Source organism: Virgisporangium aliadipatigenens, assembly GCF_016863615.1.
In the GTDB taxonomy this organism is placed as follows: domain Bacteria; phylum Actinomycetota; class Actinomycetes; order Mycobacteriales; family Micromonosporaceae; genus Virgisporangium; species Virgisporangium aliadipatigenens.
Genome location: NZ_BOPF01000002.1, coordinates 733,213 through 759,615, shown reverse-complemented (window position 1 = coordinate 759,615; position 26,403 = coordinate 733,213). Strand labels below are relative to the sequence as shown.

The window sequence follows — 26,403 nt, the reverse complement described above, 5'->3', positions numbered from 1 at the left end:
GTGCGTGATCGCACCTAACCGACGTCGTCGGTGTCCTTCGGGCAGTCCTTGTGCGGCTTCGGCAGCCGGGGGTCGCCGAACGAGCCGCAGTGCAGCACCAGCGTCGGGGCGTTGCGGCCGACCCTGCTCAGCATGACCACCGTCTTGTCCAGCGGCACCGTGTGCTTACGCGCGAAGTCGATGATGCCGGTCGCGCCGGTCAGCCGGGCCTCGTCGCGGATCTGCTGCAGGTGCCCGACGAGCGCCTCCCGGTGCGGCCGCCCGCCGCCGGCCCGGGCACCGGTCACGGCCGTCATAATCGTGGTGAACGCGTCGTAGGCGAGCATGGCGTTCCCGTCGCCGCGGCGCTTGCAGTCCCCGGACTCCGCGCTCAGCCGGATCCGTTGCGCCACCGCGCTGGACTCCACGAAGAACGGCAGGCTGGTGCAGTCCTCGCCCCAGACGATGCTGGTGGCGAGCGCGGTGTACTCGACGGTCAGCCCGCGCGGCAGGTCCCGCGGGTCGAGCATGAACCGCGTGACGTCGTCGCCGGCGAGCAGCTTCGGGTAGGCGCCGTGGCAGTGTGCGCTCATGCCGGCGACGAGGTCGTCGAAGCGTTCGGCCCGGCCGGCGTAGATCACCACGTCGTCGGCCCCGAGTTCGCAGGCCTGCTCGCCCAGTTCCTGGATGGTGTGGCCGCCCTGGCTCGGATGTGTGTAGTAGGTCCGCGCGGTGACCGCGATCCCGACGGCGCCGAGCGCCTCGTCCAGCTGCTCCTTCAGGTCCGAGCTGTACAGGTCGTCCGGGTCGGCCGAGTAGTACACCCGGGCGCGCTTGGCCAGCTTGGCGGTCTTCGCGTGGAAGGCCAGCACCGCCGCCGTGCGCCGGTTCGTCGGACCGACCTGCCGGTAGTACGACGTGGTGCGGGTGGCCAGTTCCGTCGCCGTCAGGGTGGTGCCGACCATCGGGATCCGGGCCGCGGCCAGTCGCAGCATCGCCTTGCGGGTCTGCTTCTTGCTGATGCCGAGGCCGAGGACGCCCACGATGCTCGGGTCGTTCTCGGCGGCGGCCACGATCGAGTCGACCGCCAGCGCGCCGTGCAGCATCCCGTCGCCGCCGTTGGCGAGCAGCAGCCGCACCGGCGCCTGCAGGCTCAGGTACTTCTCCTGCGCCGTCACCAGCCCGAGCAGGTCCTCCAGCGCGGACTGGTACGACTCCGCGCCGGAGGACGAGAGGATGCCGACGTACACCAGCGTGACGTGGTCCGAACGGCGCAGCGCCCGTTCGTTGTTGGCGGCGATGCGTTCCTCCACGCGGCGCAGGTCCTGCCGCAGCGCCCCGGAGATCGGCGCGTCGTCGTCGACGTCGGCGAAGAAGCGGTGGCGCCCCGAGGAGACGCCGACGCACTGGTGCCGTTCCTCGGCCAGCGGCACCCGGGTCATCGCCGCGCGCGACGGCGGCGAACCGCAGTGCCCGTACACGTAGCCGCCGACCACGGCGGCCAGGCCGAGCAGCATCGCGGTGACCACCACGGCCGCCACGGAACGCCGCCCGTGCGGCATGCCGGCCAGGGCGATCGGGCGCTGCCAGCCGTCCGGCAACGGGTCCGGGTAGCTCAGGCGCATCGGCAGCAGCCACGAACGGTGCGTCCCGCCGGCCCGCAGTTCCTCCAGCCAGCGCAGGTACGGGGCGGGCAGCTCGGCCGGGGTCAGCGGCTCGCCGTCGGCCGCCCGGCGGGCACCGGTGAGCGCGGTCAGCCCCTCGCGCGGGCCGACGGCGACGACCAGCAGCGGGTCCTGCCGGTAGCGCGGACGCCGGCCGAACCGCCGCTCGACGGGTTCGTTCCGCGCGGCCGACAGCAGCCGCAGCAGTTCCACGCCGGCGGTGTCGGTGCCGACGTCGTCGAGGAGCAGCACCGGATGGCTCAGCCGGCCCCGGCGCGTTCCCGGCAGCACCGAACGCCGGTACGCGATCCGCAGGTCCGTGAGCACGGCGTCGACCAGCATCCGACCGACGGCCTCGGGGGCGAACTCCCGCGCGGCGAACGCGGCCGCGAGTTCGCTGAGATTGCTCATGCGGTTGCGGACGGCCGGGTGCCGCACGAGCCACGCGCGCACCGGCCACAGCCGGGAGACCAGTTGGCTGCCGCGCAGCGTCAACCGCGCCGTGATCAGCACGTACCAGGGCACCTCGGCGGTCAACGGCCGGGTGGCCGCGTCGACGGCGCGCACCGCCGGCCGGCGCCCGTTCAGGAACTCGCGCAGCTCCGCCTCGTGCCGGCCGGCCCGCTCCTCGGGTCGCACCGCGGGATCGTCCGTGTACAGGCCCACCAACCAGCTGACCGCCCCGTAATACGGGAACCGGATGCGCCGCACGCCCTTTCGGGTCGCCGCGAAATTCGTCACCACCGCGTCGAGCAACCGGTGCAGTCGCGCGACGAATTCCTGGTCCGGGGTCCGGCCGGGCGGCGCGCCGTCGGGCGGCACCGGTGCCCGCGCCGACAATTTGACGTGAATTATCTTTCGGCCCCGTGCGCGATTGAGCCGTTCGGCCAGCACGCCCAGGACATTCTCGCCGGCGGCACCGCCGACCAGATAGATAATCGGCAGATATACGCCGACGAACCACAGGCGGGGTCGACGCACGAGCCGGTCGAGCAGGCGCAGCAATTCCGGCGCACCGGTGAATCGCAGCGTGTGCATCTCCCGTTCGGAAAGCAGTGCGGGATTTCTGCCGTGCACGGAAATCACCATTCCCTTCCATTCGCACAATGCGCAGCGCAGCGTAGACGGGACCCGCGGCGTTTCTCTTTCAGCAATTGCGCTGATGGTCCGTTTTCATTGCTTACCGCGCGGCGACGTTCACCCGTTGGGGACGTGGCACGCCTGTCCGCTTCTCGTCTGATCGACCGTTCTCGTCGCGTGGTGGTTGTTCCGGCACACGGCGTGCCAGACTCGATGGCACGCCCGTTCGAAGCGAGGGGGTCACGTGGCCGAACATCCGTCCACCTACGAGGTCAGGTCCGACGGCATCGCCGAGGCGCTGGAGACCGCCGGTCCCGAGCCGGTCGACCTGTTGCGGGCGGGTGACTTCCCGGCCCCCGTGCGCGGGGTGCGCTTCCTGCTCGCCCGCGACGTCGACACGCACGTGCTCACCGCCCGGGTCACCACGACCGGCGTCAACGCCCTGCCGCCCGCGTGGCGGTACTTCTTCACGCCGGGCAACGACCCGCTCGGGGTGCTGCTGTCCCGGCGCGTGCAGGCCGGCGACCGCTGGGCGACGAAGCTGGTCGACGGCGTCGGCGAGGCCGCGGCCGAGCTGCACCGCAGGATGAACGCTCCGCCGCCGCGCGAGGTGCGCACGGTCGCCGTCGAGGAGGGGCGGCCGCTGCGGATGGAGCTGACGCCGGACGGCAAGGGCGGGCTGGTGCTGCGCACCGGCGTGCCGAGCGGCTCGGTGCGGCCGGCGCACGTGGAGGCCGTCTTCGCGGCCGTGCTGGACGCGGTCGGCGAGATCGCCACCGACGGTCGCAAGGCGCTCGCCGGCCGGCGGTACGTGCTCGGCCCGGCGTCGGCGCCGATCCCCCGCCCGGCGCGGCCCCCGCAGCCGCCGGCACCGGCCGAGGAGTCCTCGGAGGCGGTCACCCTGGACCAGGTCGGCGGCCTCGACCCGGTCGTCGCGCAGTTCCGCGAGATCGCCGTGTCGTTCAAGCATCCGGAGGCGATGGCCCGCTGGGGCGCCCGCCGGCCGCAGGGGATCCTGCTCTACGGGCCGCCCGGCACGGGCAAGACGATGCTGGCCCGGGCGTTGGCCAACGAGGTGGGTGCGCGGTTCCGCGAGGTGCGCACGCCGGAGATCCTCGACAAGTGGCTCGGCGCCTCCGAGCGCAACATCAAGCGGATCTTCGCCGAGGCGCGCCGGTACCGGGAGCCGACCGTGCTGCTGTTCGACGAGTTCGACAGCATCATCACCTACGCGGGCGCCGGGGACGACGCGGCGAGCCATGCGGTCAGCGCCGTCGCGGGCATCTTCAAGCAGGAGATGAACACCCTCATCGAGGCCAACCCGCTGGTGATCGTCGTGGCGACGACGAACTTCCCGCAGCGGGTCGACGAGTCGCTGATCCGCTCGGGGCGGTTCGACGTGAAGATCGCCGTCCCGCGTCCGGACGCCACCGGGCGAGCGGCCATCCTGCGCACGATGATCCGGGATCTCGCACGTCGGTACGACCGGGCCGGATTTCGGATGTTCGACCGGAACATCGACGTGGACGCGCTGGTCTCGGGGGCTCCCGGAATGACCGGGGCGGACCTCAAAGAGGTGTTGCGGCGGGCCCGGCTGGCCAAGGCGATGCAGGAGGCGCGCAGCGGCAAGCGGGCCGAACCGATCACGCAGGAGGAGCTGGCCCGGGGCATCGCCGAGGTGACGACGCCCCGGGCGTGAGGCTCAGTCGCCCTTGTTGCCCGGGCAGTTGATCTCCGCGGTGACGGCCGTCGTGTACGGCGACGCCGACACCAGCACCGTCGCGGTGCCGATGCCGCTGCCCGACGGGGTGGTCACGTTGTGCACCCGCACCGAGCCGGCGCCGGCGGCGTCGGTCGTGAACGCGACCGGGCCCGTGCCGAAGCCGGTGGCGTGCGCCGTGTACGTGGTCGACGGGCGGCCACCCGTCACCGTGACCAGCACGTCCGCGCCGAAGTCGTCGCAGTAGGCGCCCTGGTACTGCTCGGCGCCGACGGTGCCGATCGGCGTCACGACCGTGGCCGCGTACGCCGGGGCCGAGCCGGCCAGTGCCAGCGCGCCCGCCGCCAGGACCGCCGCGGCGACACCCGCGACCCCCGTGATCCTTCGCATCGTTCCTCCGTGATCGACGTCGATACCATCCACATAGATGTGCGTGCCGGCCCGAAACGTTGTCCGGCGGCGTGAAAAAGTTGGGCATGTCTCGAGCCGTTCTCGTCACCGGTGCCTCGCGCGGCATCGGGCGCGCCGTCGCGCTGGCCTTCGCCCGTTCCGGCGACCGGGTCGCCGTCCATCACCGCGACTCCCCCGCCCTGGCCGACGCCGTCGTCGCAGCGCTCCCCGGGGCCGGTCACGCCGTCGTCTCCGGCGATCTGGCCTCGGCCGAACGGGTTCAGCACTTCGTGGACGACGCCGCCGCTCAATTGGGCGGGCTGGACGTGGTGGTCAACAACGCCGGCGTCTACCTGTCCCACCCGTCGCCGGACGCCCCGGACGGCTACGCGAAGTGGCAGGAGGCGTGGCGGCGCACGCTCGACGTCAACCTGTTCGGCGCCGCCAACGTCGTCTGGTGCGCACTGCGCCACATGGGCACCGGCGGGCGCATCGTCAACGTCTCCTCGCGCGGCGCCTTCCGCGGCGAGCCCCAGCACCCGGCGTACGGGGCGAGCAAGGCGGCGCTGAACGCGTTCAGCCAGTCGATGGCGGTGGCGCTCGCACCGCGCGGGATCGCCGTCACGGTGGTGGCGCCGGGGTTCGTCTCGACCGACATGGCGGCCGGGCATCTCGCCTCGCCGGCCGGGGACGCGATCCGCGCGCAGAGCCCGTTCGGCCGCGTGGCGGAACCGGAGGAGATCGCGGCGGCGGTGCACTGGCTGGCGTCGCCGCAGGCCGAGTGGGCCAGCGGCACGGTCGTCGACCTGAACGGCGCCTCATACCTGCGGACCTGACGCGATCACCGTCTTCTTCGGCGCGCCGGATCGCTGCGGCGCAGCCCGTCAAGCACGACGGCGAGGATCCGGCTGCGAGTCGGCGGCTCGGCGTGGCGCAATGCGTGGACCGTTCCCACCATCACCATGGCGACGACGGCGGCGTCGACGTCCGGACGCACCCTGCCGGAACGTTGGGCACGCGCCAGCAAGGTACCGAGCGCGGGGTTTACGGGATGGCCGGGACGGTTCGCCACCATTTCCGCGTCCAGCCCGGCCCGCGCGATTCTGTCGGTGACCTCCCCGCCGCGGGTGCGCTCGCCGACGATTCCGGTGAAGACCTCGAAGAACGCCCGCCCGGCCAGGCGCGATCGCGTCGGTCGACGCGTGGTGGCCCTGTGCGGCGAGGACGGCCTCCGCCGCGACAAGGATCCGCTCTCGATTTCGCACGGCATCGGCGCGTAGGACGGCCGCGCCATCAGCAGTCGGATCCACCACGACGCCTCAGTCCGCCATCGGGAGGAGCTCGTCGAGCGAGTCCCGAAATCGGCCGGCTATTTCCCTGTCCAGCAAAAATCTCCCCGCCTTTCCCGTCACGGGATCACGCACCACCACCTCGATGGACACCGGCGCCTCGCCCAGCGGTTCATCGATGAGGCAGGAGAGCTGCGCGGTGATCATGACGTCACCGGGACGACCGCCGCCGGCGCGGCGCGGCGTGCTCAAGTGGCAGGGCAAGGGATTCGACTGTCCGCAGAAATGCGCATCGCACCACCCCGGATGGGCAAAATCGCCGTGTGTCGCGCCCGGGCGAATCAATTCGATCATGAAAGCCTCCTCATGAATTGCGCGGCCCTCGCATAGAATGTCGATGTTCGACCTGCTGAGGAGCAGTCAACCAAGGACACGGCGCCCCATCGAGGAAAGCGCGATGCAGGCGAGTGCAATGCGGTGCAAGCAACTGTCGTCGCCTTCCGGAAGGGGAAGCGATGCGCGACGTCGACCGGTGGACCGGTGCGCTCGCGTGCGCGCTTCAGGCAGCAGCCGGCATGACCAACGAACGCTTCGCCGGCTGGCTCGGAATAGCCACTCGCACGGTCGCGTACTGGCACAGCAGACCGGACACCGTGCCGGGTTCGGCGAATCAGGATTTGTTGCACGCCGCGCTCCGACGTCTGCCGGCCGCGGCACGGGACAGATTCGTCGGCGAAGTGCGGCAGCCGAAGTCGGTTGCGGACGAATCCGTCGCGCACACCGTCGTCGCTGCGGTCGACGACGTCACCAGCGACGCACTGCTGCTGAACACGGCCGCTCCGGCAGAGTCACCGGAGTCGCTTCAGGACGAGGTGACCCTGCTTTCGCGGGCAACCAGCAGGACGGCCTTCGATGTGTTTACCTCGGCTCGGCAGATTCGAGAGGAGGCGCGCCGGCAGGTCGACCGGACCCGTCGTCCCACTGCACTGTCCGATCTCTACTCGACGATCGGGCAGGCCACGTCACTCATGGCCTCGACCGCGTTCGACCTGGGCCACTGGCACGAGTCCGAGACGCTCGCGCGCGCCTCGACCCGATATGCCGATCTGGCCGGGCACGCCTCGCTCAAGGCCTGGACGCTCGGCCTTCAGATGACGCTCGCCAACTGGCGCGACGAACCGGATGCCGCCCTCACCTACTATTCGCGAGCCATGTCGCAGGCGCCCGAGGGGTCACCACGCCTCAGACTGCGTCACATCGCCGCTCGCTCCTATGCGCTGCTGGGTGACAAGGTGGCCGTCGACAGGACACTGACCGATGCGGATCGGGACAGGGCTGTCGCCGCCCTGCGGCAGGATGAACTCACCACCTCGGTCGGCGGGGAGTTCGCTTTCGAGGAGGCAAGAGCGGCAGCCTGCGCGGCGGCCTGCTGGCTGGACGTCCACGACGGCGAGAAGGCCGTTCGGTACGCCGAAACAGCCCTCGAACGCTACGCCGCTGAGCCTCCGGGCCGCCGGCCGTACTCACAGATCAACGGCGCCCTGATCGACATCGCCGCCGGTCGGCTGCTGATGCGGGACCGCGACGGGGTGATCGCGGCCCTGGGATCCGTCCTTGACCTGCCCGTCGCCAAGCGCAACGTGTCGCTGACCGGAAGGATGCGAAGGATCAGCACCGCGCTGGCAGCTCCCGCGAAGAACGGGGACTCCGGTCTGGCGCAGCTCGCCCAGCGAATCGAGTCCTGGCTCGCCGAGACGTCCTCCCGCCCGCTCATCTAGCCCCGAGCAGGCGAGCCTCCCGCTCGGGCGAGATGCCGATCTCGGTCGCCCGGGCGTCACGCGACCGCTCACCGGACTCGCACAACCACTCCCACGTGGACGCGACCGTCTCCGCGATCGGCCTGCTGCGCAATCCCAGCCGTCGGGCTCGCGCCGCGTCCACCTGCCACACCCCCGGGAAGGTTCGCCACAGTGGCAGCTCGGACCACTGCCTGACGCCGCCGCCGACCAGGTCCTGGTCCGGCACCCACACGAGTTCGGCGTCCGACCGCGTCGCCCGGATGCAGGCGCGCAGCAGCTCCTCGAAGGTGATGAAGTCGCGGGGTGCGCAGACGTTGTAGGAACCGGCGTGTCCGCGCTCGATCGCCGACACGGCGAACTCCGCCAGGTCGCGCACGTCCACCGGCTGGATCGTCCGGCTCGGCGCACCCGGCGCCAGGACGCGGCCGCCCCGAGCGACGCGTCGCAGCCACCACGGCAGGCGGCCGACATACTCGCGCCGGCCGAGGACCACGCCCGGGCGCAGTACCGTCGTGCGCTCGTGGCCGAACGCCATCGCGACGGCCGCCTCGCAGCCGGCCTTCTGATAGCCGTAGCGGGTCGGCCCGTCCTCGGTGTCGTTCCCGAAGTCCGGGCCGGCGTCCGGAGGGCAGACCAGAACGGGCGAATCATCAGTCAACGGCAGCACGGGCCAGTCGGCGTAGACGCTCACCGTCGACACGAAGAGGTAGCGTTCGGCCGCCCGTTCGAGTCCGCGGGCCACGTCGCCCACATTTCGGGGCACGTACCCGGACGTGTCGATCACCGCGTCCCACGGTCCCCGTTCCGCCAGCGCGGTGAGGTCCCGATCGCGGTTCCGGTCGCCACGGATCGTCTCCGCACCGGGTACGTCGTCCCCGGAGGACCCCCGGTTGAACGTCGTCACGTGATGACCGGCGGCAAGCGCGGCAGTGACAACCGCGTGCCCTACGAACCGGGTACCGCCGAGGACGAGAATGCGCACCCCGCCATCCAACCGGGGATGGGTCAGGACTGGACCCAGGGGCCGGACGGGAAGGTGCCGTCCTTCAGGAACGGGTGCACGTTCGGCACGCAGCCCTGCAGATTGATCGTCTGGGTCATCATGATCGGGCCGGGCTTGCCGGGCCCCGGGCAGTTCATGTGGTCGAACCCGAGGTAGTGGCCCACCTCGTGGTTGATCACCGCCGCGCGGTAGTCGTCGATGGTGACCGGGTACTCCTTGGCGCCGTTCAGCCAGCGCTTCAGGTTGATCAGGATGGTCTGCCCGGAACGGCACGAGTGCTCGCCGGCCGTGTCCAGCCCCACCTTGCCGCACTCCCGGTCGACGGTGTCCGGCGTCGCCAGGCGCAGCCGCACCTCGTAGGCCGTTCCGTCGACGCGCTGGAAACGCCACGACGCGTTGGACAGGCGCACGTCGGCGTTGGTCACCGGGTGCTGCGCCGACTCGGTCCAGCCCTGCGGGGCGCCGAGGATCTTGTCGACCGTCGTGCCGAACTCGGCCGGCGTCCACACCGGGTTCTCGCCCCAGAGGATGCCGGTCTCCACCTCGATGCGGTACCGGATGAGCTTGTTGCCGGCACCCAGCACCTCTCCCCTGCCGGAGCCGGCCGTGAACGACCCGCTCCCACCGGTCGGTGGCGGGACGGGGCTCGGGCTCGGCGGGATCGAGGGTGCCGGCTGCACCGCCGTGGCCGGCTTCTGGGGGATGCGGTCGTTCGCGTCGGCGGGGGGTGGCTCCCCCGCACACGCCGTCAGCACCAGAACGACGGCTATCGACACAATCGCCCGCCAGCGAACACGCACAGTAACCTTGCCTCCCCCAGGTTCCGGGGAAGAGTAGTGCGTTGCGTGCATGATGATCCAACGGGGACACAAGAAAATAAGGAAAACTCACTCCGTGCAACAGTCGGGGCCGGTTAGCACTCAGTGGTGGATGTACTCCGGGGGCACCTCGTCGGTGAGCCATACGCCGTTGGCGCTGCGGTAGAACTCGTGCCCCGCCCGTTCCATCGCGGCGGCGTCGACGGTGAGGATCACGACCGCGCCGGCCCGACGGGCGCCGACCCGGTGGGCCGTGGAGGTGTCCGCGGAGAGGTGGACGTGGTGGCGGCCGGCGCGGTGCAGGCCGGTCGACAGGATCGAGTCGAGGACCGCCGCGCTGGTGCCGTGATAGAGCACCTGGGGCGGGGGGACGGCGGCGAGGCCGAGGTCGACGTCGATCGAGTGGCCCTGGTTGGCGCGGATGCGCTCGACGCCGTCGGGCCCGGGCTCGACCGCGAAGCGCTGCTTGTCGTTGCCGGCGACGACCTCGTCGAGGTCCGCGCGGGAGATCTTCATCGCGGCCAGGAAGCGGTCGACCGGGACCCAGCCGCCGGGGTCGAGCGTGAGCCCGGCCCGCGCCGGGTCGTGCCGCAGGACCTTCGACATGCGCTTGCTCAGTCTGACCAGTTCTCGATGTTGCATGACTCCAGCTTGACGGGCGCCCTCAATCCCTTTTCGGGAACTTCCCGGGCCCCGGCCGCGTACACCAACAGTGACCGCTATCCGCCGCGCGGCGCTGCTGGCCGGCGTCCCACTGATGATCATCGCGCTGACCGGCGTCCCGGCGCGCGCGCACGGTGCCCCGACCGCGCCGCTGAGCAGGGCGGCGGAGTGCGGCCCTGACGGCAGGCACCGCACCGGCCCGGCCTGTGCGGCGGCGATCGAGGCCAGCGGCGGCGGCAAGCTCGACTGGGACAACCTGCGGGTCGCCGGCGTCAACGGCAAGGACCGCCAGAAGATCCCCGACGGCAAGCTGTGCAGCGCCGGCCTGTCCCGCTTCGCCGGCCTGGACCTGCCGCGCGGCGACTGGCCCACGACGGCACTGACCCCCGGGGCGGCGTTCACGTTCACCTACCGGACAACGATCCCGCACAAGGGCACGTTCCGCATGTACGCCACGAACGAGGGCTGGTCGCCGACGTCCGGCCTGCACTGGGGCGACCTGCCGGCCGAGCCGTTCCTGTCGGTGACCGACCCGCCGATCCGCGACGGCGCCTACGTGATGAACGGCAGGCTCCCGAAGCGCACCGGCCGGCACCTGATCTACACGATCTGGCAGAACTCCAGCAGCCCGGACACCTACTACTCCTGCTCCGACGTCGACTTCGGCGCGGCACCGGCGGCCGCCCCGCTCCCGTCCTCCCCCGCCCCGTCGGCCGGGCCGGCACCGTCGGAGTCCGCGGCGGCCGTGGCCCCCTCCTCCGAACCGGCGTCGGAGCCGGCGGTGGTCGACGCGGCGCCGTCGGCCGAGGCGCTGCGGCGCACCTCCGGCACCGGCGCGGCGCTCCCGATCACGGCCGGCGCGGTCGGCCTCGCCCTGGTGGCGGGCCTCGGCGCGTGGGCCCGCCTCCGGCGGCGCCGCACCGGGACCTGACGGAACCGCGCGGGCCCGCGGCTCGTATCCATTGACATGTTCGCGACCCGCCGCGCGACGCTGTTGGCCGTCGCCTGCGGCACCCCGCTGATCGTCCTCGCGCTGACCGGCGTCCCGGCGAGCGCGCGCGACACCGGGTCTGTTCCGCTCAGCCGGGCGGCCGGGTGCGCGTCCGGCGGGCGGAACAGCGCCGAAGCGGCCTGCGCGGCGGCGATGTCGGCGGGCCGCGCACCGGGTCCGGCGCGGGGCCGAGGGCCGGGCGGTCCGGGTCCGGCCGGCAAGGGGGACAACGTTCGGGTGCCGGGCGTCAACGGAAGGGACCGCCAGCGGATCCCCGACGGCAAGCTGTGCAGCGCCGGGGTGCCCCGGTACGCCGGCCTGGACCTGCCGCGCGGCGACTGGCCCACCACGGCGATGGCACCCGGGCAGATGTTCACGTTCCGGTACCGCCCGGCCGCGCCGCACCGGGGCACCTTCCGGATGTACGTCACGCGCACCGGCTGGACGCCGACGGACGGGCTCCACTGGGCGGACCTGCCGGAAGAGCCGTTCCTGACGGCGACCGACCCGCCGCTGCGCGACGGCGCCTACGTGATGCACGGCGAACTCCCCCGGCGCACCGGCCGCCACGTGATCTACACGATCTGGCAGACGTCCGACGGCCCCGACACCTACTACTCCTGCGCCGACGTCGACTTCGGGATGCCCCCGCCGATGCCGGATCCCGGCGCCGGATCCCCCGCCGCCCCCGCGGAGCCGGTGGCCCCGCCCGAGGCGCAGCCACCGGTCGAGCCGGAGTTCCCGGCCGGTGGCGACCGGCCGAACGCCGACCGGCCGCGCCCGTCCTCCGCCACGCCCCGGGTCGCGCTGCTCGCGGCGACCACGATCGCCCTGGCGTTGGCCGCGGTCGGCGCGTGGCTGGTCTACCGCCGCCGCCCCGATCCGCTGCCGGACGGCGCCCCCGACGACGCCTGACCGGGCCTCCTCCTCCGTCGATCTTGCAGTTGTGGTGGGGACACCGCCGGGCAAAACCGGGCACCCCGGGCGCCACATTGCAAGATCGGCGCGGGGCCTCGCGCCGGGTGGCCGGCGCCACGCCGCCTCGCGCGTCCTAGGACGCTAGGATCAGCCGCCGACGGAAGGGCTCAGGCCGGACCGGGGGGCGCCGACGTGTTCGGTGAGTACTCGGGAGGCGGTGTGTCGAAGCGCGCATGGCCGGTCCTGCGGACCGTCGGGTTCGCGGCGCTCTACGTCGCGGCCGCCTACGCCGGACGGCTGACCGTCATGCCGGGCACCAACCTGAGCCTGGTGTGGCCGGCCGCCGGCGTGGCCGTGGTCTGGTTCGCCACCTCGGTGCGCACCCGCTGGGCCTATCTGGACGCGGGTGCGCTGGTCGCCGTCACGCTGCTGGTCAACCTGACCACCGGCGCGCCGCTCGTGCTGGCGGTGGCGTTCGCCGCGGCCAACCTGATCCAGGTGTGGGTGTTCCTGTGGCTGTTCGGACGGCTGTGCCCGCACCTGTGGGGCGGCGGCGGCGCGAAGCGCCTCGAGCACACCGGTGAGCTGTGGCGGCTGATCGCCGCCGCCGCGGCCAGTACCGCCGTCGGCGCCGCGCTCGGGCCGACCGCCGTGTGGCTGGTCAGCGGCCAGTACTCGTGGCTCGCCACGACCGTCTGGCTCACCCGCAACACGGTGAGCATCGTGCTGATCGGCACGCTCGGGCTGCGGATGGCGTTCGTGTGGCCGGCGCTGCGCCGGTGGCGGGAGATCCGGGTGCCGCAGTGGCGGGTGTCGGAGTACACCGCCCTGATCGCCGCCTCCGCGCTGGCCTACTTCGTGGCGTTCGGGGTCAACCACGGGCTGCCGCTGGCGTTCCCGCTGCTGATGCTGACGGTGTGGGCGGGGCTGCGGCTGCACACGACGTTCGTGGTGCTGCACGACCTGTGCGTGGGGACCGCGGCGATCCTGTTCACGCTGCACGGCGACGGGCCGTTCGCCGACATCCCCTCGTACGGCGTGCGGGCGCTGGTGGCGCAGGCGTTCGTCGGGATGGTGGCGGTCGTGGGGCTGGCCATCGCGCTCAACCGGGACGAGCGGGACGCGCTCGTCGGGCGGCTCAGCGCGGCCGAACAGGCGGCCTCCCGCCAGGCCGGCCTGATGTCCGCGATCGTGGAGTCCACCGACGACGGCCTCGACGTGGTCGACCCCGCGGGGCGGGTGCTGCTGCGCAACCCGGCCGCGCTGTCGCTGTTCGGGGGGCCGACCGGCTACGCCGGGATGACGCTGCCGGACGGCTCCCCGATCGACGAGAGCGCGCTGGTCGCCGCGCACGGGCTGGACGTGCGGGTCGGCGACGGCCGCATCGTCCAGGTCACCGCCGCCGAGCTGGGGTTCGACCCGGGCACCGGGCACGCCGCCGTGCTGATGTTCCACGACGTCACGGCCGAACGCCGGCACCGCGACGAGCTGGCCGCGTTCGCCGGGGTGGTCGCGCACGACCTGCTCAACCCGCTGACCACCGTGGACGGCTGGGCGGAGGACCTCGCCGACCTGCTGGAGAAGGCACCGCCGCACCCGGCCTACGCCGGCGCCGAGCGCAGCGTCGACCGGATCCGCCGCAGCGCCGCCCGGATGCGCGGCCTGATCACCGACCTGCTCGGTTACACCACGGCCCGGGACGGGGAGATCAATCCGCAGACCGTGGACCTGCGCGCCATGGTCAACGACATCACCGCCGCGCGCGTCGATCTCGCGACCGCCGCCGGCACCCCCGTCCCCCGGTTCGAGTTGGGGGAACTGGCACCGCTGCACGCCGACCCCGCGTTGATCCGCCAGGTGCTGGACAACCTGGTGAGCAACGCCGTCAAGTACACCGCACCCGGTGCCACGGCCGTCGTGACGATCGGCACCGCGGACGGCGCACCGGGCTGGGTGGAGATCGTCGTGGCGGACAACGGCATCGGCATCCCGCCCGGCCAGCACGAGGCCGTCTTCGACACGTTCCACCGGGCGCACCGTGCCTCGGGCTACACCGGCACCGGCCTCGGCCTGGCCATCTGCAAGCGGGTCGTGGAACGCCACGGCGGCACCATCGTCGCCCGCGACGACCCGGGCGGCGGCACCCGCATCTGCTTCACGATGCCGGCCGCCCGCAACCCGGCCGCACCCCAGCAGCACCCGGAAACCGTCCTTTCGGCCGGCATCCTCGAACCGGCTACCAGTAAGAGGAGCGATGACCAGTGAGCAACGGACTTTCCATCTCGCTGCCGAGCCTGGACGACCTCCGGCAGCCGAACATCCTGGTCGTCGACGACGACGCCGACCTGCGTGAGCTGCTCGAACTGAAGCTGACGAGCGCCGGCTACCGGGTCGACACCGCCGCCAACGGCGAGGCCGCGCTGGCCCGCATCGCCAAGCGGCTGCCCGATCTCGTGGTGCTGGACGTGATGATGCCCGGCCTGTCCGGCGTCGAGGTGTGCAAGGAACTGCGCGCCGACGGCCGCACCCGCAGCCTCCCGATCGTCATGCTGACCGCGCGGGCGCACGTCATGTTCGAGAGCGAGGGCATGATGGCCGGCGCCGACCTGTACCTGACGAAGCCGTTCAGCCCGCGGACACTGCTTGCCCGGATCGAGGAACTGCTGACGTTCTGACCGCGGCCGGCAGCGTGAACCGGATGACGGTGCCGCCGCCGGGGTTGTCGTGGGCGGCGATCGTGCCGCCGTGGCGTTCCACCACCCGCTGGCAGATGGCCAGGCCGAGGCCGGTGCCGGTGTAGCCGGACTTCGGGTGGGCCCGGCGAAACCCGGTGAACACCGCGTCGTGCTGGCCGGCGGGGATGCCGATCCCCCGGTCGGCGATCGCCACGTGCACCAGGCCGGCGCCGTCGTCCCGGCCGGTGATCTCGATCCTGGCCGGCTGTCCGGGGGGCGTGTACTTGACGGCGTTCCCGATGACGTTGTCGAGCAGCTGGTGCACGAGGGACGGGTCCGCCTCGACGGCCGGGAGCGGTCCGACGTCGAAGCGCGGCACCGGCGTGTACGGGTCGACCGCGACGGCGGCCAGCCGGTCCTGGATCACCTCCTCGACGAGCGCGGACAGCGCCACGGTCCGCGGGTGCACCGCGCTGTCACCCGCGGACGTGAACGCCAGCAGGTCGCTGATCAGCGTCGACATGCGCCGCGAGGTGCGGATGACGGTGTCGAGGTCGTGCACGTGGGCGGCCATCTCGGGATTGTCGGTGAGGCGCGTGCGGACCAGGTCGGCGTAGCCGCGCACGGTGGTCAGCGGCGACTGCAGGTCGTGCGCGACGACGGCGGCGAACGCGGCCAGTTCGGCCTCGCGGGCGCGCAGCTCGGTGATCCCGTAGCCGGACGCGACGGCTCCGATGATCGTCTCGTCGCCGGCGAAGAGCGGCCGGGCGTGCATGAGCATCACCTCGCGGCTGCCGTCCGGGCGGGTGAGCAGGGCCTCCGCGCCGACGACCGGCTCGCCGCGCAGCGCGCGGGCCAGCGGCAGTTCCGCGGGCGGCAGCGGGGTGCCGTCGGCCGCGGTCGGCACGAGGCCGGGCAGCAGGGAGTCCACGGAGCGCCGGCCCGGATCCGCCGGCAGGAAGTCCCGCGCGCGCCGGTTCGCGTGCACGATCGTGCCGTCCGGGTCGCAGGTGAGCACGGCGACGTCGATCGCGTCGAGAACCTGCGTCAGGTAGTCCTTCTGCGCGGCCACCCCGGCCTCGGCGGCGCGCCGGCGGATCAGTTCGTCGCGCAGCGCCCCGGTGGCCTCGTGCACCTGGGCGCGGGCCCGGGCCCGGCCGGTGCCGAGCACGTACACCAGCAGGCACAGCAGCAGGGTCAGCACCAGGCCGGCGGCGCTGACGGCCGCGGGAAGGGCGTTCGCGCCGCCGGGGATCTCGGCCGCGCTGGCGCGCGCCTCGAGGCGCCAGCGGCGGTGGGCCACGTCGAGGTCGACCACGCGGCGCAGGTCGCGCGGGGTGCCGGAGCCGGGCTCGTGCACGGCCACGACGGCATCGCCGCCCTCGACCGTGCGGGCCCACACGGTGACGTCGAGGAGCCCCTGGCCGGCCCGGCGCAGGACCGAGCCGATGAAGTCCTCCCCGCGCACGCCCATCAGGATCCAGCCGAGGAACGCGCCCTCCGGCGGCCCGCGCACCGGGGCGGCCAGCACGAACGCCCGCTGCGCCGGCCCGTTCGGGCGCAACGGGTCGTCCGGCAGCAGGAACGTCTCCGACGCGGCCGGCGTCCCGGTCCCCCGCGCCTCGGTGAGCGCCGCCGCGACCGGCGGGTACCGGCTGAAGTCGAACCCGCGCACGCTCAGCGTGACGGTCGGGTCGATCAGCCGTTCCAGCACGACGTGCAGGTGCTCGGGGCCGGCGCCGCCGCCGTCGAGCACCAGGCCGGTGGCGCCGCGTTGGCGCCACTCGCGCTGCACGTCCGGCATCGTCGCGGTGGTGTCCGCGACGACGAACAGGGCCGAGATGGCGCCGGCCAGGCGCAGGTCGTCCATGGCGGCGGTGACGTCGGCGAACCGCGTGGTGTCGAGCCGTTCGAGCGCGCCGGTGGCGGTGGCGAGAGTGGTGAGGGTGTCCTCGTAGCGGCGCACCTCGGAGGCGACGGCCGCCTGGATCTCCGCGGTGCGACGGATCATGGCGGTGTCCGTGGTGCGTTCCTGGGAGTCGCGCAGCACCGCGCCGACCGCTCCGGACGCCGCTACTCCGGCGACCGCGAGCAGCAGCGGGTAGACGATGACGGGCCGCACCCCGTCCCGCCAGCGGGCGCCCACGTTCCGATCATCGAACGTCGGCCGCAGCGACGGGGGCGTATTCGCGCACACGACGCTCGAGCGCGTAGCCGGTGGCGGCGAGGGCCAGCCCCACGGCGGCGAGGGCGGCGCCCACCCAGGCCGGCGCGCGGTAGCCGAGTCCGGCGGCGATCACCACGCTGCCCACCGCGGCGCCGAGGCTGTTGGCGCAGTTCATCGCGGACTGGTTGACGGCGGCGCCCATGAGCTGCGCGCCGGGGGCCACCGCGATCAGCCGGGACTGCAGGGCCGGGCCGAGGAAGAGACTGGTCGCGCCGGTCAGGAACGCGCCGAGGAACAGCCCCACGGGGTGGCCCGCCGCGAGCGCGAAGAACGCCGCCGCGACGATCATGCCGGTGAAGCCGAGCAGCGTGGCGCGGCGCAGGTCGCGGTCGGCGAACCAGCCGCCGAGCGCGTTGCCCACGGTCATGCCGAGACCGACGGCGACCAGCACCCACGCCACGACACCCGACGGCAGGCCGGCCACCTCAGTGGTCACCGGCGCGATGTAGCTGCTGATCGCGAAGAAGCCGGCGAAGCCGACCGCGGCGGTGACGGCGACGAGCCACACCTGGGGCCGGCGCAGGGCACGCAGTTCGGCCGCGGGTGAACCGCCCGGCGCGGCCGGCGCCTCCGGCACGCTCACCGCCACGGCCAGCAGCGCGAGCCCGAACACGGCGGCGACGGCGAGGTACGCGATCCGCCAGCCGACCGTCTGCCCGAGCCAGGTGACCAGCGGGACGCCGGCCACGTTGGAGGCGGTGAGCCCGCCCAGCACGACCGCGAACCCGCGCGCCTCGCTGCCCGGCCCCATGAGCGCCGCGGCGAGCAGCCCGGCCGCGCCGAAGTACGCGCCGTGCGGCAGGCCGGCGGCGAAGCGGGCCACCAGCACCGTGCCGAACGTCGGCGCCAGCGCGGAGGCGAGCGTCCCGAGCACGAACCCGATCAGCAGCCACAGCACGAGCCGCCGGCGCGGCAGCCGGGCGGTCAGCGCGGCGATCAGCGGCGCGCCGACGACGACGCCCAGCGCGTAGGCGGTGATCATCCAGCCGGCGTGCGCCACCGCGTCCGGCCGCGAGCGCGCGTACTCGTCGCCGAGAACGTCGTGCGCGATCTCCGGCAGCAGCCCCGAGGGCACGAACTCGGTGAGCCCGATCGCCACTCCGCCGAGGGCCAACGAGAGCAGCGCGGCCCAGCGCCGGCGGCCGTTGATCTTGTCCACGGTGGGACTGTAGCAACGCAACTTCACTATGTCGTACCGCTGTGACGCCGGGTTACGATCGTGACCGCCACGAGCGGGAAGGATGATCGATGACAGATGCCCGGAAGGTCCTCGAGGAGTACGTAGCGACCGGAAAGGTGCTGCAACTGGCGACCGTCGGCGAGGACGGCGCCCCGTACGTGTGCAACCTCTGGTTCGCGAGCGCGTTCGACCCGGACCGGCTGTGGTTCATCTCCCGCCCTTCCCGTGTGCACTGCGCCAACCTGCGCTCCGAGCCGCGCGTCGCCGGGGCCGTTCTGGCGATCGAGTTGGAGGAGCTCGGACAGGACGTCACCGGCGTGACGTTCCAGGGCAACGCGCGTGAGCTGCCGATCACCGGCATCGAGGAGCAGATCGCGGCGTACACGTCGCGGTGGCCGCGCGCGACCCGGGCGATCGACCCGGCGCGCATGCTCTCCGGCGAGGCGCACCACCGCGTGTACCAGATCGACGTGACGAGCTGGATCCTCTTCGACGAGCAGAGGTTCGACCCGAACCCCCGAGTGCCGGTCGACGCCCACACGGCCGCGTGACCCTATCCTCCACGGCGTGGATCTGAGCGCGTTCTACGCCGTTGTCTCCGGAGTCAACTTCACGTTGCTGGGCCTGTGGTGGGTGGCCGTCAACGATCGGGTGGAGCTGCGTTCCAGCCGGCTCGCCTACGTGGTGTCGCTGCAGTTCGTCATCCCGGGCACCGTTTCGCTGCTGTCGCAGGTGGCGCCCGACGCGCCGCTGTTGTGGCGTTCGGCGTTCACGCTGGCGGGCGTGGCCGGGGCGGCGGCCGTGCTGCTGATGTCCCACGAGGTGGCGGGTGCGGCCCGCGCGGCGGCCGCGCTGCTGCGGTTCGGGGCGGTGCCGCTGTACCTGGCGGTGGCGGTCGTCGCGGCGGTCCCGGGCGCCACCGAGGCGGCGAAGCCGACGTTCACGTCGCTGCAGATCGAGGCGATCCTGCTGTGCCTGCTGGTCTTCCTCGGCGTGCAGTCCGCGTGGTGGATCGCGATGGCGCCCGCCGCCCCGCAAGCCGAGGACTGACTCGCGTTCAGTCAACTAGGTTCCACGGCGGTTTGATCCGCGTTTCGCTGTGGTTGGGTGGAACGCATGGAACCGGACCGCTACCTCACCCATCTCGCCGCCGACGTCGCGCTGATCCGCGCGCTCGCGGCCGAGGTGGACGGCCGGGCCGTCCAGGTGCCGACGTGTCCCGAGTGGACACTCGACGACCTCGTGCGCCACGTCGCCCACGCGTACCTCAACGTGGCGTCCCGACGGCTGCGGTTGCCGCAGGACGTTCCCCCGGAAGATCTGTCGGCAGAGGATCCGATCGCCGCGCTGGACCGCGGCCATGCCGAGCTGCTCCGCCGGCTGAAGGGCGGCGACCCGGCGGAGTCGTGCGGCGGGCAACCCGACACGGTCGGCTTCTGGATCCGGCGGATGGCGCACGAGACGGCGATGCACCGCATCGACGGCGTGCGGGTCGGGCCGGCCGGCGGCGGGACCCCGGACGCGGTGGTCCACGGGGTGCCCGACCCCCTGCTGCGCCGGCTGTGGAACCGCGGCTTCGCGGGAGAGGTGACCGCTCGCGGCGACGGCGCGCTGCTCGACCGGCTGGGCGGCCTGCTGACCGCCGTCACCCGGGTCGGGTGAGCGCGGCGCGCGTGCGCGGCGACGGACCGTTCGCCGCGGTCGGCCGGCCGGTGGCCGTCCAAGTCTCGCCCGACGGGACGTTGGTCGCCGTGGGTGGCGCGCCGTCGGCTCCCCGCTGGCACGGCTTCGATGTGGGGGAACGCCCGGAGCCCCACCGCGGCTGGTACCCGATCGGGGTGTACCGCACGGCCGACCTGTCCTGCGCGCACCTGGTCACCTCGTCCTGGGAGCCGTCCTCGATCGCGTTCCACCCGACGCTGCCGCTGGTGGCCGTCGGCACCGGCACCTACGACGGCGGATGGCGTTCCGACGGCGAGTTGCTCCTGCTCGACGTGCGCACCGGCGACGTCGTCTCCGTCCTGGACGAGTTGCGCTGGGTGCACCGGGTCGCGTGGCGGCCCGACGGCGAGACCCTCGACCTGATCCTGTCGACGCGCAACGACGGCGAGGCCGAACGGGAGGGCGCGGCGCGCTTCACCGTGGCGGTTCGGCGCTCCGACTGGCGGCGGGCGCAGCCCGGGATGGTGCGCGTCGGCGCCCTGTGCCGGCGGCCGGAGCCGGCCGCGCCCGTGCCGTCCGGCAACGCCGAAGCCGGCGACGCGGCGCTGATCGTGGACGGGTTGTGCACGTCGCGCGGGACACACCGGGTCGGGCGGGGTGCCGTGTGGGCGTTGCGTGCCCTGCCGGACGGGCGGGTTCTCGCCGCGCTCGCGGGGCTGTCCGCCGACGGGCCGGGGGTGCGGGCGGAGTGCTGGTCTGCCGGGCCATCGCCGGACTGGTCCGTGCCGGTGATCGGCGCGGGGTGCCAGTTGGCGGTCGCCGGCTCGTCGGTGGTGACGGTGCCGGGAGCCGTCGACGACGCGGCGGCCCTGTACGGCGCCGGGGCGGACGGCTCGGCCGGCGGCGCGGCGGCCGCTCTCTTCGGCGGCGGGGCGCCGTCGGCGCGCGGCGCGGCGGATCCGGCCGGGGAGGCGGGGGCGGCCGTGGTATCCCTGTTGGATGTCGGGACCGGGTTGCCGCGGGCGGAGCTTCCGTCCGACGGGGCGGCCGTGCTGGTGTCGCGCAGCGACGGGTGGTTCGTGCTGCGCGGGCGTTCCGGGTCGGTGCTGTACCGGCCGGACGGGACGGCGGTGTCCACTGTGGACCTGCGCGGGCCGGGCCTCTACTTCGACGTGCGGCACTCCCCCGAGCTGCTCTGCGTCGACGAGGTCGACGGCCAGCGGTGCGTGGTCGCCGTCGACGTGCCGGACGGGAGCGTGCGGCCGGTGTTCCCGCTCGACTGGGGCACCGAACGCGACGGCGTTCCCGGGGGCGGGCCGGCCGTGTTCCTGACCGACGCGGGCGGGCCGGCGGTGGTGCAGGCCGGCGCCGTCCACTGTGGATTCGCGCTGCGCACCGGGTGCGTGTTCGTGGTGCGGCGGGCGTACCCGTCGGGGACGGTGTCGTGGGTGCACCGCGCGGATCATCCGGTGACGGCGGTGGAGTCGGACGGGCGGCGGGTCTTCGTGGCGTTCAACAACGGCGACGTCGCGGTGCTCGACGCGGTCACCGGGCGGCTCCACCGGCGCCGCGAGGTGGAGGCGGGCGGGCTGTCCCGGATACCGCTCTCCCTGGCGCTGACCGCAGTCGGCGGGCTGGTCATCGGGACCCTGGACGGGTTGCTGGTGGAGTGGCGCGACGTCGATTGACGGCCGGTTTCGAGATCGGATAACGTTTTCCCAACGACATTGGTCGTCGTCAATCTTCTGAAGAGTCGACCGGCCCGTCCTCCCGCGGTCCCCGACCTTGTGAGAGGTCACGCCCATGGCCGCGTCACGCCGTCGCACCTCCGTCTGGATCGCCGTCACCGCCCTTCTCGCCGGGACCCTCGTCGCGAGCACGCCCGCCGTCGCCGCCCCCAAGCCGCCGCGTCTGGCCACCCCGTGGACCGGACAGGTCTCCACGACCAACCCGCTCCCCGAGTACCCGCGCCCGCAGCTCACCCGGGACCGCTGGCTGAGCCTCAACGGCACGTGGCAGTTCGCTGGCGCCACGAACATCGACAACCCGCCCGTGGGCCAGAACCTCGGCGAGGAGATCCTCGTCCCCTACCCGATCGAGTCGGCGCTGTCCGGCATCATGCGCCACCAGGACTACTCGTACTCGCGGCGCACCTTCACCGTCCCGGCCGACTGGTCGGGTCAGCGCATCCAGCTGAACTTCGGCGCCGTCATGTGGCGTTCCAAGGTATGGATCAACGGCACGCTGCTCGGCACCCACGACGGCGGCTACGACCCGTTCACCTACGACATCACCGGCGCACTGCGGACCGGGAGCAACGAGATCATCGTCGGCGTGTGGGCGCCGGTCAACGCCCAGGAGATCCCGGTCGGCAAGCAGCGGCTCGCCCCCGGCGGCATCTGGTACACGCCGTCGTCGGGCATCTGGCAGACGGTCTGGCTCGAGCCGACCCCGGCCGCGCGGGTGACCCGCCTCGACACGGTCCCCAACCTCGCCGCCGGCGCGCTCGACCTGACCGTGCAGGGCACCGCCGGGCAGGGCGTCACCGCGCAGGTCTACAGCGGCGGCGCCCTCGTCGCGACGGCCACCGGCACCGTGGGCTCGCTCCTGCGGGTGCCCGTCCCGAACGCCCGCCTCTGGACCCCGGACGACCCGTACCTGTACGACCTGCGCGTCACGCTCAGCGGCGGCGACTCCGTGGGCGGCTACTTCGGGATGCGCTCGGTCGGCAAGGCGATGCTCGGCGGCGTCCTGCGCCCCACGCTGAACGGCAAGTTCGTCTACCAGCTCGGCACCCTCGACCAGGGCTACTGGCCGGACGGGCTGTACACCGCGCCGACCGACGAGGCGCTGCGCTTCGACCTGGAGCAGCAGAAGGCGCTCGGCTTCAACACCGTGCGCAAGCACATCAAGGTCGAGCCGGCGCGCTGGTTCTACCACGCCGACCGGCTCGGACTCATGGTGTGGCAGGACATGCCGGCCCTGGCCAGCGGCCGCGAACCGTCCACAGTGGGCAGACAGCGCTTCGAGGTCGAGCTGCGCCGCATGGTCGAGAACCTGCGCGGCATCACGTCGATCGTGCAGTGGGTGCCGTTCAACGAGGGCTGGGGCGAGTACGACGCCGGCCGCATCGCCGACCTGGTGAAGAGCCTCGACCCGACCCGGCTGGTCAACCACAACAGCGGTTCCAACTGCTGCGACTCCGACCCGGACCCGGGCAACGGCGACGTGATCGACGACCACTGGTACGTCGGCCCGAACGTCGCCCGCCAGCCCAGCAGCACCCGGATCCTGGTCCAGGGCGAGTACGGCGGCCTCGGCCTGCACGTCACGGGCCACGAGTGGAACCCGGGCAACACGTTCGCCTACGAGATGCTGCCCACCGTCGACGCGCTGACCGCCCGGTACGTGCAGATCACCGAGAAGCTCGTCGACCTGCAGAACGGCAGCGGCGTCTCGGGTTCGATCTACACGGAGCCGACCGACGTCGAGGACGAGATCAACGGCTTCTTCACCTACGACCGGCAGGTGCGCAAGATGGACTTCGCCCGCGTGCGGGCGGTCAACCTGCGGGTCATCGCCGCCGCGTCCGGCACCGTGCTGCCGCTGAACCGGCTGGTGTCGCTGAAGGTCACCACGCCCGGCTACCAGGACCGTTCGCTGCGGCACATCAACGGCGTGGTCAACACCGAGGTCGTCAACGGCTCCAGCGGCCAGACCCTGAAGCAGGACGCCACGTTCTGGGTGCGCCCGGGGCTGTCCGACGCGAACTGCTACTCGTTCGAGTCGCGCAACTTCCCCGGCCAGTACCTGCGCCATCGCGGGAACCGGGTGTACAAGGAGGCCGACACCGGAGGCACCTACCGGGCCGACGCGACGTTCTGCGCCCGGCCCGGCCGCTCCGGCGGGGCGACGTCGTTCGAGTCGCCGAGCCTGCCCGGTTCGTTCCTGCGGCACCGGGGCGGGGAGGTGTGGATGGACCCGCCCGGCACGGGTTCGTACAACGACGACGCCACGTGGACGGTCAGCCCGCCCTGGTGGCGCAGCGGCGCCGACCTGCCGCAGGGACAGGTGAGTTCGTTGCGCGTCACGACGTCCGGCTACACCGACCGGTGGCTGCGCCACTTCGACGGCGCCGCCCGCACGGACGTGGTGACCGCCTCGAGCACCACCGTGACGAAGCAGGACGCCAGCTTCACGCTGCGCCCGGGCCTCGCCGACAGCAGCTGCTTCTCCCTGGAGTCGGTGAACTACCAGGGCCAGTTCCTGCGGCACAGCGGCTATCGGCTGGTGCGCAACACCAACGACAACTCGGCGCTGTTCGCCCAGGACGCCACGTTCTGCGCGCAGCCGCCGCGCGGCGGCACGGGCGGCAACGCGGCGTTGGAGTCGCTCAACTATCCGGGCTACTTCATCCGGCACTACGCCGAGCTGGTGTACATCGCGACGAACGGCGGCGGGAACACCTGGGACAACCCGGGCAGCTTCGACGCCGACGTCACGTGGCGGGTCACCACCGCCTGGGTGAACGGCACCCCGACGTGAGGCTGCTGATCCTGCTGGCGCTGCTGGCACCCGCGCAGGTGCCGGCGGTGTCGGCCGCCACGGTCTGCGCGCAGTTCTGCGACACGCTGGACCCGTCGCGGGCCCGACAGGAAATCTTTCCCGTCCCGGAGGTCAACCTCAACGGGCGCCGCCTCGTGCTGCACGTCTCCGACACCGACGGCATGGCGTGGGGCAGCATCGACAACGGCACCACCGGCAACGCGGTGTGGCTCGACCGTTCCTGGGACGGCGGCGCCACCTGGGACGGGCTGCTCGGCCGGGCCAGCATCCCGTCGACGTGGACCGGCACGCGCACGCTCATGTACAACGTCGCCGACCCGGTGAACCACCGGCGCGGCATCGTGCGCGCCTGCGGCGACGCCGGCGGGGTCGCCTGCACGCAGTGGGTGTACCCGTCGGTCTGCGACGGCGGCGTGTGCGACCGGGCCGCCGCGTCGGGTGCCGCCGGCGACGTGCAGCCGGTGCCGGAGACGACGTTGCGCGGGCGCCGCATCGCGCTGCACGTCGACAGCCGGGGCCTCGCCTGGGGAACGCTCACGAACGGCGTCGCCGGCGACGAGGTGTGGCTGGACCGTTCCTGGGACGAGGGCGCCTCCTGGCCGGGCGGCTCGTCGCTGGGGCGCACCACCACCGGCCGGACCGCGCTGTTCCAGACGCGCGATCCGCGTTCGCTGCTGTACGGCGGGGCCGTCCGGGCATGCGGGAAGGGCGTCGACGGCAACGACGGCTCCTGCACCGCCTGGGCCCGCCCGCCGCTCGACCGGGCGAACGCCGCCGCCGACGCCCTGCTGTACGCGTACCGCGCCGACACCGCCTGGTGGCCGTCGAGCTGGTGGAACACCGCCGCCACGCTCACGACCGTCATCGACTGGCAGCGCCGGGCCGGGCGTTCGGACCTGCGGTGGCTGGTCGAGCGGACGTTCGACGTCAACAAGGGCACCTTCCCCGCCGGGATCAAGAGCAGCGATCCCATCGAGGGGAACTTCATCAGCCGCGCGATCGACGACGCGGCCTGGTGGGGCATCGCCTGGGTGGCGGCGTTCGACCTGACGGGTGAGCGGCGCTACCTGGACATGGCGGCGACGATCGCCACGTACGTGCACGGCTTCTGGGACACCGGCACGTGCGGCGGCGGCGTCTGGTGGAACCGCGAACGCACCTACAAGAACGCCGTCACCGTCGGCCTGTACATCCGCCTGACGGCGGCCCTGCACAACCGCCTGCCCGGCGACAGCACCTGGCTCTCCCGCGCGAACGCGGGCTGGCGCTGGTTCGACGGCAGCGGCCTGATCAACGGCGCCGGTCTGGTCAACGACGGCCTCACCGGCGGCTGCGCCAACAACGGCCAGACGGTCTGGACGTACAACCAGGGCCTGGCGATCGGCGGCGCGCTGGAGCTGTACCGCGCCTCCGGCGACCCGAACCTGCTGGCCAGGGCCCGCCGTCTGGCCGACGCCGCGCTGGCCTCCACGGTCCTGACCAGGAACGGCGTGCTGACCGAGTCCTGCGATCCGGCCGGCACCTGCGACGACAACCAGAAGCAGTTCAAGGGGGTGTTCATGCGCTACCTCGACGACCTGGCCGACACGACCGGCGACGCCCGGTACCGCGCTTATGCCCGCACGCAGGCGGACACGCTCTGGGCGGCCGATCGGGACCCCCTCAACCGCATCGGGCTGCGCTGGAGCGGCGGCAGCGCCACGAACCCGCGCGACTGGCGCACCCAGGCGACCGGCCTGGCGGCACTGTTGGCGGTCTAGGGCAGGAGACGCGCCCTAG

Annotated in this window: 22 protein-coding genes; 13 read left to right on the top strand and 9 right to left on the bottom strand. The window is 72.7% G+C overall.

Annotated elements, in window-relative coordinates; genetic code table 11:
- Positions 1–14 precede the first annotated feature (14 nt).
- Positions 15–2,720 carry a type 1 periplasmic-binding domain-containing protein gene (locus tag Val02_RS04190; RefSeq protein ID WP_203897475.1) on the bottom strand — a complete coding sequence of 902 codons (2,706 nt, stop codon included), beginning with the start codon at positions 2,718–2,720 and terminating at the stop codon, positions 15–17.
- 247 nt (positions 2,721–2,967) lie between these two features.
- Here Val02_RS04190 and Val02_RS04185 point away from each other — a divergent pair, with 247 nt between their 5' ends.
- Positions 2,968–4,422 carry an ATP-binding protein gene (locus Val02_RS04185; protein WP_203897474.1) on the top strand — a complete coding sequence of 485 codons (1,455 nt, stop codon included), beginning with the start codon at positions 2,968–2,970 and terminating at the stop codon, positions 4,420–4,422.
- Positions 4,423–4,425: 3 nt separating this feature from the next.
- Here the strand turns inward: Val02_RS04185 and Val02_RS04180 are convergent, their stop codons facing one another.
- The gene (locus Val02_RS04180; protein WP_203897473.1) at positions 4,426–4,833 is read right to left on the bottom strand and encodes a hypothetical protein; all 408 of its coding nucleotides are present in this window, start codon (positions 4,831–4,833) and stop codon (positions 4,426–4,428) included.
- 86 nt (positions 4,834–4,919) lie between these two features.
- Here Val02_RS04180 and Val02_RS04175 point away from each other — a divergent pair, with 86 nt between their 5' ends.
- A complete protein-coding gene (locus Val02_RS04175; RefSeq protein ID WP_203897472.1) occupies positions 4,920–5,669 on the top strand; it encodes an SDR family NAD(P)-dependent oxidoreductase in 750 nt (249 codons plus the stop codon).
- Between the two features lie 5 nt (positions 5,670–5,674).
- On the opposite strand, the gene Val02_RS04170 is transcribed toward Val02_RS04175, so the two are convergent.
- Together Val02_RS04170 and Val02_RS04165 are read right to left on the bottom strand one after the other, a co-directional pair.
- Positions 5,675–6,127, bottom strand: coding sequence for an SbtR family transcriptional regulator (locus Val02_RS04170; RefSeq protein ID WP_203897471.1), 453 nt, complete (start codon positions 6,125–6,127; stop codon positions 5,675–5,677).
- A gap of 25 nt (positions 6,128–6,152) precedes the next feature.
- Entirely contained in the window at positions 6,153–6,476 is a 324-nt protein-coding gene (locus tag Val02_RS04165) for a hypothetical protein (protein WP_203897470.1), read from the bottom strand.
- 161 nt (positions 6,477–6,637) lie between these two features.
- Between Val02_RS04165 and Val02_RS04160 the strand changes: the two genes are divergently transcribed.
- Complete coding sequence (locus Val02_RS04160; protein WP_239152206.1) at positions 6,638–7,900, top strand: hypothetical protein; 1,263 nt, start codon at positions 6,638–6,640, stop codon at positions 7,898–7,900.
- On the opposite strand, the gene Val02_RS04155 is transcribed toward Val02_RS04160, so the two are convergent.
- From Val02_RS04155 to Val02_RS04145, 3 genes are all read right to left on the bottom strand, one after another.
- Positions 7,893–8,903 (bottom strand): NAD-dependent epimerase/dehydratase family protein, encoded by a 1,011-nt coding sequence (locus Val02_RS04155; RefSeq protein WP_203897469.1) that lies wholly within the window; start codon positions 8,901–8,903, stop codon positions 7,893–7,895. The two genes, Val02_RS04160 and Val02_RS04155, sit on opposite strands and share 8 nt — an antisense overlap.
- Positions 8,904–8,926: 23 nt before the next feature.
- Positions 8,927–9,724, bottom strand: a complete 798-nt coding sequence (locus Val02_RS04150) for a DUF3152 domain-containing protein (RefSeq protein ID WP_203897468.1) — start codon at positions 9,722–9,724, stop codon at positions 8,927–8,929.
- Between the two features lie 120 nt (positions 9,725–9,844).
- The gene (locus Val02_RS04145) at positions 9,845–10,384 is read right to left on the bottom strand and encodes an RNA 2'-phosphotransferase (protein ID WP_203897467.1); all 540 of its coding nucleotides are present in this window, start codon (positions 10,382–10,384) and stop codon (positions 9,845–9,847) included.
- A gap of 70 nt (positions 10,385–10,454) precedes the next feature.
- On the opposite strand from Val02_RS04145, the gene Val02_RS04140 reads away from it, so the two are divergent.
- From Val02_RS04140 to Val02_RS04125, 4 genes are all read left to right on the top strand, one after another.
- Positions 10,455–11,336: a lytic polysaccharide monooxygenase auxiliary activity family 9 protein gene (locus Val02_RS04140; protein WP_239152188.1), complete on the top strand. Its 882-nt coding sequence runs from the start codon at positions 10,455–10,457 to the stop codon at positions 11,334–11,336.
- Between the two features lie 36 nt (positions 11,337–11,372).
- Positions 11,373–12,311: a lytic polysaccharide monooxygenase gene (locus Val02_RS04135; RefSeq protein WP_203897466.1), complete on the top strand. Its 939-nt coding sequence runs from the start codon at positions 11,373–11,375 to the stop codon at positions 12,309–12,311.
- Between the two features lie 222 nt (positions 12,312–12,533).
- The gene (locus Val02_RS04130; protein ID WP_239152177.1) at positions 12,534–14,579 is read left to right on the top strand and encodes a sensor histidine kinase; all 2,046 of its coding nucleotides are present in this window, start codon (positions 12,534–12,536) and stop codon (positions 14,577–14,579) included.
- Entirely contained in the window at positions 14,576–14,989 is a 414-nt protein-coding gene (locus tag Val02_RS04125; protein WP_239152161.1) for a response regulator transcription factor, read from the top strand. The genes Val02_RS04130 and Val02_RS04125 overlap by 4 nt, the downstream gene beginning before the upstream one ends.
- Here Val02_RS04125 and Val02_RS04120 read toward each other — a convergent pair.
- Both Val02_RS04120 and Val02_RS04115 read right to left on the bottom strand, forming a co-directional pair.
- On the bottom strand, positions 14,940–17,135 hold the full coding sequence (locus tag Val02_RS04120; protein WP_203897465.1) for an ATP-binding protein: 2,196 nt from the start codon (positions 17,133–17,135) through the stop codon (positions 14,940–14,942). The genes Val02_RS04125 and Val02_RS04120 overlap by 50 nt on opposite strands.
- Positions 17,136–17,142: 7 nt before the next feature.
- On the bottom strand, positions 17,143–18,375 hold the full coding sequence (locus Val02_RS04115; RefSeq protein ID WP_203897464.1) for an MFS transporter: 1,233 nt from the start codon (positions 18,373–18,375) through the stop codon (positions 17,143–17,145).
- An 89-nt stretch (positions 18,376–18,464) separates the two neighbouring features.
- On the opposite strand from Val02_RS04115, the gene Val02_RS04110 reads away from it, so the two are divergent.
- The 6 genes from Val02_RS04110 to Val02_RS04085 all read left to right on the top strand — a co-directional run bounded on the left by Val02_RS04110 (position 18,465) and on the right by Val02_RS04085 (position 26,384).
- Complete coding sequence (locus Val02_RS04110; RefSeq protein WP_203897463.1) at positions 18,465–18,947, top strand: pyridoxamine 5'-phosphate oxidase family protein; 483 nt, start codon at positions 18,465–18,467, stop codon at positions 18,945–18,947.
- Positions 18,948–18,963: 16 nt separating this feature from the next.
- A complete protein-coding gene (locus Val02_RS04105; protein WP_203897462.1) occupies positions 18,964–19,446 on the top strand; it encodes a hypothetical protein in 483 nt (160 codons plus the stop codon).
- A 66-nt stretch (positions 19,447–19,512) separates the two neighbouring features.
- Positions 19,513–20,058, top strand: coding sequence for a maleylpyruvate isomerase N-terminal domain-containing protein (locus tag Val02_RS04100; protein ID WP_203897461.1), 546 nt, complete (start codon positions 19,513–19,515; stop codon positions 20,056–20,058).
- Positions 20,055–21,746 (top strand): WD40 repeat domain-containing protein, encoded by a 1,692-nt coding sequence (locus Val02_RS04095; RefSeq protein WP_203897460.1) that lies wholly within the window; start codon positions 20,055–20,057, stop codon positions 21,744–21,746. The genes Val02_RS04100 and Val02_RS04095 overlap by 4 nt, the downstream gene beginning before the upstream one ends.
- 115 nt (positions 21,747–21,861) lie before the next feature.
- A complete protein-coding gene (locus Val02_RS04090) occupies positions 21,862–24,603 on the top strand; it encodes an AbfB domain-containing protein (RefSeq protein WP_203897459.1) in 2,742 nt (913 codons plus the stop codon).
- Positions 24,600–26,384, top strand: a complete 1,785-nt coding sequence (locus Val02_RS04085) for a glycoside hydrolase family 76 protein (protein WP_203897458.1) — start codon at positions 24,600–24,602, stop codon at positions 26,382–26,384. The genes Val02_RS04090 and Val02_RS04085 overlap by 4 nt, the downstream gene beginning before the upstream one ends.
- The last annotated feature ends 19 nt before the right edge of the window (positions 26,385–26,403 follow it).